The organism is Flavobacterium sp. RNTU_13, assembly GCF_046614455.1.
Lineage (GTDB): Bacteria > Bacteroidota > Bacteroidia > Flavobacteriales > Flavobacteriaceae > Flavobacterium.
The window spans coordinates 264763-272068 of record NZ_JBKJHB010000006.1; the positions used below are offsets into that span (position 1 = coordinate 264763).

General features: G+C 45.9%; 3 protein-coding genes. All 3 read right to left on the bottom strand.

Annotated features, from left to right (window positions below):
* Positions 1 to 27: 27 nt before the first annotated feature.
* Positions 28 to 1680: an alpha-L-fucosidase gene (locus ACLI08_RS14365; RefSeq protein WP_411429198.1), complete on the bottom strand. Its 1653-nt coding sequence runs from the start codon at positions 1678 to 1680 to the stop codon at positions 28 to 30.
* A 141-nt stretch (positions 1681 to 1821) separates the two neighbouring features.
* Positions 1822 to 3036, bottom strand: a complete 1215-nt coding sequence (locus ACLI08_RS14370) for a retropepsin-like aspartic protease (RefSeq protein WP_411429199.1) — start codon at positions 3034 to 3036, stop codon at positions 1822 to 1824.
* Positions 3037 to 3177: 141 nt separating this feature from the next.
* Positions 3178 to 7306: T9SS type A sorting domain-containing protein (locus tag ACLI08_RS14375; protein WP_411429200.1), on the bottom strand; the 4129-nt coding region annotated here is incomplete at its 5' end.

A 7306-nucleotide genomic window follows, 5' to 3' on the forward strand; every position in this document is an offset into this window, starting at 1 on the left:
ATCTCTCAACTGTTACTTAAATGACTGTTAGCTTATTTTAAGCGCATTGGCATAAGAAGCCTCCGGTCGGTTAGCCGGAAATGTTACCACAAGGCCTTCGGCGGTTTGTTTAAACTGTAGCAGCTCTTTAGTCGCTACAAGTTCTACACGGTTTATTTTTTGATTTCCTGTAGCTAAACTCTTTATAACAGCCGTACCGGTTTCCGGCCAGGCCATTATGGTAGCGTACAGGTAGTTGCCTTTGGTTACAAAGCGCACATCTTTATCGGTAAACGGCTTGCCCTTACCTTCGTTAAAACCCTGTGCCGTTAGTGCCGCAGCTCCTTCCTGGGCAGGGCCTTCGCCAAATATCTTCCACGGGTTGGTGCCGTAAATGCTTTCGCCATTAGCGCGCATCCACACGCCTATATCTTCTACAATTTTACGTTCCTGGTCGTCTATGGTACCATCGCCACGCACGGGTACATTCAGCATAAAGTTGCCGTTTTTACTTACCACATCTATAAGGGTATGGATTACGGTTTGTGCTGATTTATAGCCCTTACGGTCATACACTTCGCGGTTGTAATGCCAGTCGCCTATACAGGTATCGGTTTGCCAGGTAAAGGGTTCTATGCTGTTACTCTGCCCGCGCTCTATGTCCCAAACCACCGCTTTGCGCTGCTGCTCGTCCAGTATTTTTCCGGTAATAACTGCCGTAAGCTTACCGTTGTCTTTAATACTTTTGTTGTACATGTGCGCCGCTATACGCAGCCCCACATCGCTTACCGGCCATAGCGGCAGTGCAGTATCGTCAAAATAAATAAGATCGGGCTTGTACTTGTTAATCAGGTCGATGGTACGGTTATAAAACTTTTCGCAATATGCTTTAGACGGAACCGAAGCACCATTACCCCAGTTCCACTGGCGGTGTATGGCACCATCGTCATCGCTGTTTTGGCTCAGCGGATGGTTTTGTTCATACAACGCCTGAGGGTCTAGCCCGTTCCACCATTTACCGGCACCGTCTTTTTTAGTAAGATTACCATCATACGGAACGCCTGCATAAGGGCCGTTTTTATCGGCGCGTGTGGCTACTTCCAGCCAGCTCCAGGTATGGGCGGCGTGCACACTTACCCCAAACGGAAGCCCGGCTTTTTTAGCCGCCTTTGCCCATCCGCCTATAATGTCTTTTTTAGGGCCCACTTTAGTACTGTTCCACTCGCTCTGATATTTACTGTCATACAAATCCAGGTTATCATGGTGGTTAGCCAGTGCCATAAAGTACTGTGCGCCTGAGTTTTTATATAAGGTAACCAGTTCATCGGGATTCCAGTTTTCGGCTTTCCATTCGTTGATTACGTCTTTAAATCCAAATTTAGACGGGTGCCCGTATTTCTTTACGTGAAACTCATACTTGCGGCTGCCTTCCATATACATTTCGCGCGCGTACCAGTCGCCTGCTTCGGGCTGGCACTGCGGACCCCAGTGTGCCCACATACCAAATTTAGCATCGCGGTACCAGTCCGGAACTTTATATTGTTGCAAGGACTGCCATGTAGGCTTAAAAGGGCCTTTTTGCATAGGTTCGTACGCCGGCTCTAAAAGGCCGAGCCCCTGTACCGGAGCCGCAAGGCTTTTCTCTAAAATAAGCGCAGAAATAAACGCCGAACCGCCTTTTAATAAACTTCTTCTCTTCATAAAAATGGTGCTGTTTGTTTTATGTGTATTTACACCAATAAAATAAGTGTGAATACAACACCATAAAATAAATAAAAAAAATTGACTTATTTTACATTAAGTATAAAACTCAATCGAAATAGTTACGACTACCGTAGCGGTTTACATTTTTGAGTAAAAAAGGCTGTTCGGTTTAAGGTAAATGGTTTCGTTTGTAAAATCAATAACGGCATTAAAACGCTTTAAAATGTTGTTACCCACATTTTCGTTAATGCCTGCGCCTTCCACCTCCTGTTGTTGTATAGACATCCTCAACTGGTACAGCTCAAAACCACCCAGTATCATTTTAGGCAACAGCACTTCTTTATTCTCTATTGCTATGCCCACGCTGCCCTTGCTTTTATTTTTACGGAGCATTTTCATGCTGTTGTTTAAATCATTTTCGCGGGCAAACTTCTGGCCAATGAACGCTGTACCATTAGACCCCGTATCAAAATCAAACCACGTTTCACTTTCTTTGCCGTTTACCACCAGCTTTACTTTTATGTAATGAATACCTTCAATCAGCTTAAACTCCGATTTAGAATACTCTCCCGATAATTTTGGCAGGGAGCTGTGCAAAATTATCTTCTGCAAATCGTAATCAATTTCTACAATCTTATCCTCAAAAACCATCCAGCCTAGTACGGCATCAAACGGAAAATCGGTTTTCGACTTATAATCTACCGCCAGCAGCGGTACGTTTTCCCACACGTACAAACCTATTTTAATGGTATTACGCGCGCTTGTCTGCACTTCGGTAATACCGTCCATTCCCCTGTTTTTGGTGGTACCGTCTATCCTTACTTTTACCCTGTTACCTATTAACGATTTTGTAATGGCGCTTATGCCCGCCCCTGTATCGTATATTAAATCCAGCGTATCGCTATCGTTTATTTTACCGGTTATGTGGATGCGGTTGTCTTTACCTAACCGAAACGGTATGGTATCTGTAGCCCACTTGTAGCCGGGGTTGGTATTATAGTAGCTTAAATGCGGCTCAAGGTTTGGCGTGTTATTTTTATAGGTATTTATTTGGGTATGGGCTTTTTCGGTTCCGTTCAGTAAAATGATAAAATCATATTTCTTATTTGGTTTTACGGTAAATGCCAGCGTATCTATATCACTGTAAAACACTATTTTTTGCGTACCCTTAAATGTATTGGCATTAAACACATCGGGCTTAACCTCAGGGGATACTTCCCAAATGTCTTTATAGAATGATGAGCCTTCTTTTATGCTGATGAGCCTAGTGTTTGATTTTAAAATTAACGGTGTTTTCTTTGCTGCTATTACAGGGCAAATAAACAGCAGTACTAAAGCTAGTATATACTTCATTTTACGTTGGTTTTTATTTCATTTGGTTTTGGCTAAAATAAACAAAAACAGCAGTAGCCGGGAGGTTACTGCTGCTTTATTATTGGTGTTTGCGCCGTGCAGGTATCCTTTTAACGGAATACCCGTGCCGTTGCAGAAATATTAGTGGCCTTTAGCTATCATAAAGCTTTGCGTTTTAGTACCTGTGTACACACGTACAATATACGTAGCTTCTTCCAGCTGCACCATGTTAAGTTGGCCCGAAAGCGCATTCCAGGTTTGGCTTATTACCTTTTGTCCGTGCAGTGTATACACTTCTACAAGGCTTATTGACGAACCCGAAATAATGTTTAGCTGATCTTTTACCGGGTTAGGATAGTAGCTGAACTTAATACTGTCTTTAGCGTCAGTTTTTAGTACCACTTCTACCGTCACTTCAAGATAAGCCGACTGACAGCCGTTAACCGTTTGTGTAGCGTAATACTTAGTTCCGCTAACCAGTTCTGTGCCTTGTGCAATAGGAGTACCCGCCTGGATGTCTTCTACAGAGGCATACCATTGAATGTTTTCGCCCATTACCACAAGATCTTCAACAGTTGCATCAGCCGGAACATCTACCGTGATTACCTGTGTAGCTTCACCCGTTGGGGTCGCTACAGCATTTACAGTAATTTCTACCGCAGTCCTTTCGCCCTCGCAACCGTTGATGGTTTGAGATACGTAGTAAGTGCCTGTAGCAAGAGTCGCTGTTGAAGCAAGAACTTCTGTTCCTGTAGCATCAGCGTACCACTTAAGGTTTTCACCTGTAGCAACTAAGCTGGCAACTGTAGCGCTGCCGCAGAAGGTTTGTGCTTCTGCAACCGCAGCAGGCGTAACGTTTACAGTTACCGCTACCGCTGTCCTTTCGCCCTCACAACCGTTGATGGTTTGAGATACATAGTAAGTGCCTGTAGCAAGTACTGTAGTTGGACTAAGCAGTTCTGCACTTATTGCATTAGCATACCATTTAAGGTTTTCGCCTGTAGCAACTAAGTTAGCTACCGTAGCGCTTCCGCAGAATGTTTGTGCTTCTGCAACCGCAGCCGGAGTAACGTTTACTGTTACCGCTACCGCAGTCCTTTCGCCTTCACAAGCGTTGATGGTTTGAGATACGTAGTAAGTGCCTGTAGCAAGTGCCGCTGTTGAAGCAAGAACCTCAGTTCCTGTAGCATCAGCATACCATTTAAGGTTTTCGCCCGATGCAACTAAGCTGGCAACTGTAGCGCTTCCGCAAAATATCTGTGCTTCTGCAACCGCAGCAGGCGTAACGTTTACAGTTACCGCTACCGCTGTCCTTTCGCCCTCACAACCGTTAATGGTTTGAGATACATAATATGTACCTGTAGCAAGTGCTGTAGTTGAACTAAGTAGTTCTGCGCTTATTGCATCAGCATACCATTTAAGGTTTTCGCCTGTAGCAACTAAGCTGGCAACTGTAGCGCTTCCGCAGAATGTTTGTGCTTCTGCAACCGCAGCCGGAGTAACATTGATAGTTACCGCTACCGCTGTTCTTTCGCCCTCACAACCGTTGATGGTTTGAGATACGTAGTAAGTGCCTGTAGTAAGTACTGTAGTTGGACTAAGCAGTTCTGCACTTATTGCATTAGCATACCATTTAAGGTTTTCACCTGTAGCAACTAAGTTAGCTACTGTAGCGCTTCCGCAGAATGTTTGTGCTTCCGCAACCGCAGCCGGCGTAACGTTGATAGTTACTGTTACCGCTGTCCTTTCACCCTCACAACCGTTAATGGTTTGAGATACATAATATGTACCTGTAGCTAGTGCTACTGTTGAAGCAAGAACTTCAGTTCCTGTAGCATCAGCATACCACTTAAGGTTTTCACCCGATGCAACTAGGTTAGCTATTGTAGCGCTGCCGCAGAATGTTTGTGCTTCTGCAACCGCAGCCGGAGTAAAGTTTACAGTTACTGTTACCGCTGTCCTTTCGCCCTCGCAACCGTTAATGGTTTGAGATACGTAGTAGGTTCCTGTAGCAAGTGCTGTAGTTGAAGCTAGGACTTCAGCGCCTGTAGCATCAGCGTACCATGTAAGGTTTTCGCCTGTAGCAACAAGACTGGCAACTGTAGCGCTTCCGCAGAAGGTTTGAGCTTCTGCAACCGCAGCCGGAGTAACGTTTACAGTTACCGCTACCGCTGTCCTTTCACCCTCACAACCGTTAACGGTTTGAGATACGTAGTAAGTGCCTGTAGCAAGTGCTGTAGTTGAAGCAAGAACTTCTGTTCCTGCAGCATCAGCGTACCACTTAAGGTTTTCGCCTGTAGCCACAAGACTGGCAACTGTAGCGCTTCCGCAGAATGTCTGTGCTTCTGCAACCGCAGCCGGAGTAACGTTTACAGTTACGGTAAAGCTTCTTTCAGCAGTACATTGTACTATGTTGCCCGCAGTTGCGTAAATATAAATCGTAGAAGTCTGTGTAATCACCTCACCTGCATGCAGCAGCGTACCCTGACCGTTTGGCGCAGTGTAGTAGTTACCTACACTCAGCTGTGGCAGCGTATAACCCTGACAAGCAGTTACATTACTTATCGGAGCAATTACCGGAGTAGGAATAATAATTACGTCAAACCACTGCTGATCGAATCCGCAGCTATTAGATGCGTACACATAAATCCTTTGGCTTGCCGTGATTAAAGTACCGGCTGCAATTTCGATACCTGCACCACCCGGAGCGCTGTAATATGCACCGTTTGTAAGCGGAGGTAAAGCGTAGCTGGTACAAGCCTGTACATCTGTTAGCGGAGTAATTACCGGAGCCGAATTTAGGGTAACAACAACCGGAGTCCTTTCGCTAACACAGCCGTTTACGGTCTGCGAAACGTAATATGTACCGTTTGTTAGTGCCGTAGTAGAAGCAAGAGCAGTTGTTGCTTCATTGCTTAAGAACCACTGTAAGTTAGTACCGTCGGCGGTTAGCTCCGCTACCGTAGCACCTGTACATACCGCCTGAGTCGAAGCAACTGGCGCTGATGGTGCTGAAGCAACCGGATTTATCGTTACCGAAGTCGAAGTCGAGATACAACCCGCAGCGTTTTTAGCCGTTACTGAATACGTACCTGCCGCAAGAGCTGTAAAGGTAGCTGATGCCTGGTAGTTAATACCATCAATACTATACGTAACCCCTGTAGGAGCAGTGATTGTTATTGAACCTGTAGCAACTGAACATGTTGGTTGAACCAAAGTAGCAGTCGGCGCAGTCGGCGCAGCCGGAGCAGCGTTTATCGTTACCGAAGTCGAAGTCGAGATACAACCCGCAGCGTTTTTAGCCGTTACTGAATATGTACCTGCCGCAAGAGCTGTAAAGGTAGCTGATGCCTGGTAAGTAGTTCCATCGATACTGTACGTAACACCTGTGCCCGTTGGAGCAGTTACGGTTATCGAACCTGTAGTAACCGAACACGTTGGTTGAACAGTCGTTGCTGTTGGAGCCGCTGGCGTAGACGGAGCAGCGTTGATCGTTACCGAAGTCGAAGTCGAGATACAACCCGCAGCGTTTTTAGCAGTCACTGAATATGTACCTGCTGCAAGAGCTGTAAAGGTAGCTGATGCCTGATAAGTAGTTCCGTCAATGCTGTACGTAACACCTGTTCCTGTTGGAGCAGTTATGGTGATCGAACCTGTAGCAACTGAACAAGTAGGTTGAACACTTGTTACTGTTGGAGCCGCTGGCGTAGCCGGAGCAGCGTTAATCGTTACCGATGTAGCCGTTGAGATACAACCCGCAGCATTCTTAGCAGTTACTAAATATGTACCCGCTGCAAGAGCTGTGAAGGTAGCTGATGCCTGGTAGTTTACACCATCAATACTATACGTAATACCTGTTCCTGTCAGAGCAGTAATTGTAATACTTCCTGTAGCAACTGAACATGTTGGTTGAACCAAAGTAGCAACCGGAGCCGCTGGCATAGAAGGAGCAGCGTTTATCGTTACCGATGTAGCCGTAGAGATACAACCCGCAGCGTTTTTAGCTGTAACAGAGTACGTACCTGCTGCAACACCCGTAAAGCTAGCTGATGCCTGGTAAGTGGTTCCATCTATACTATACGTGATGCCTGTTCCTGTTGGAGCAGTTACGGTAATCGAACCTGTAGTAACCGAACACGTTGGCTGAACAGTCGTTGCTGTCGGAGCTGCTGGCGCAGCCGGAGCAGCGTTTATGGTTACTGAAGTCGCCGTTGAGATACAACCCGCAGCATTCTTGGCAGTCACCGAATACGTTCCTGCTGCAACACCT